This window comes from Actinoplanes rectilineatus (assembly GCF_000962825.1).
In the GTDB taxonomy this organism is placed as follows: Bacteria; Actinomycetota; Actinomycetes; order Mycobacteriales; family Micromonosporaceae; genus Actinoplanes; species Actinoplanes rectilineatus.
The window spans coordinates 1-374 of record NZ_JZKF01000255.1; the positions used below are offsets into that span (position 1 = coordinate 1).

The window sequence follows — 374 nt, forward strand, 5'->3', positions numbered from 1 at the left end:
GCTTTCCGGCTTCGACGGCGGGGGGACCGTCAGAAGCCGAAGTCCTGGGTGTAGTACGGGGTGCCGCTGGCGGAGAAGACCACGCCGACACCGACGGTCTTGGATTTGCAGTTGAGGATGTTGGTGCGGTGGCCGGTGCTGTTCATCCAGCCCTGCACGACGGTGTCGGCGGTGCGGTAGCCGTAGGCGATGTTCTCCGCCGACGGCTTGGCGTACCCGGCGGCCTTGGCCCGGGCCACGAAGTTCGATCCGGCGTTGCCGGTGTGGGAGAAGGCGCCGGTCTGCGCCATCCACGCGCTGTGGGTGCGGGCCGCGGCGGTCAGTGCCTTGTTCTCCGTCAGCGGGGCGCAGCCGTGCGAGGTGCGCTCGACGTT

General features: G+C 69.0%; 1 protein-coding gene. It reads right to left on the reverse strand.

Annotation, left to right across the window (positions count from 1 at the left end; genetic code table 11):
- Window positions 1-29 precede the first annotated feature (29 nt).
- Window positions 30-374: CAP domain-containing protein (locus tag WH85_RS46335; protein WP_169792586.1), on the reverse strand; the 345-nt coding region annotated here is incomplete at its 5' end.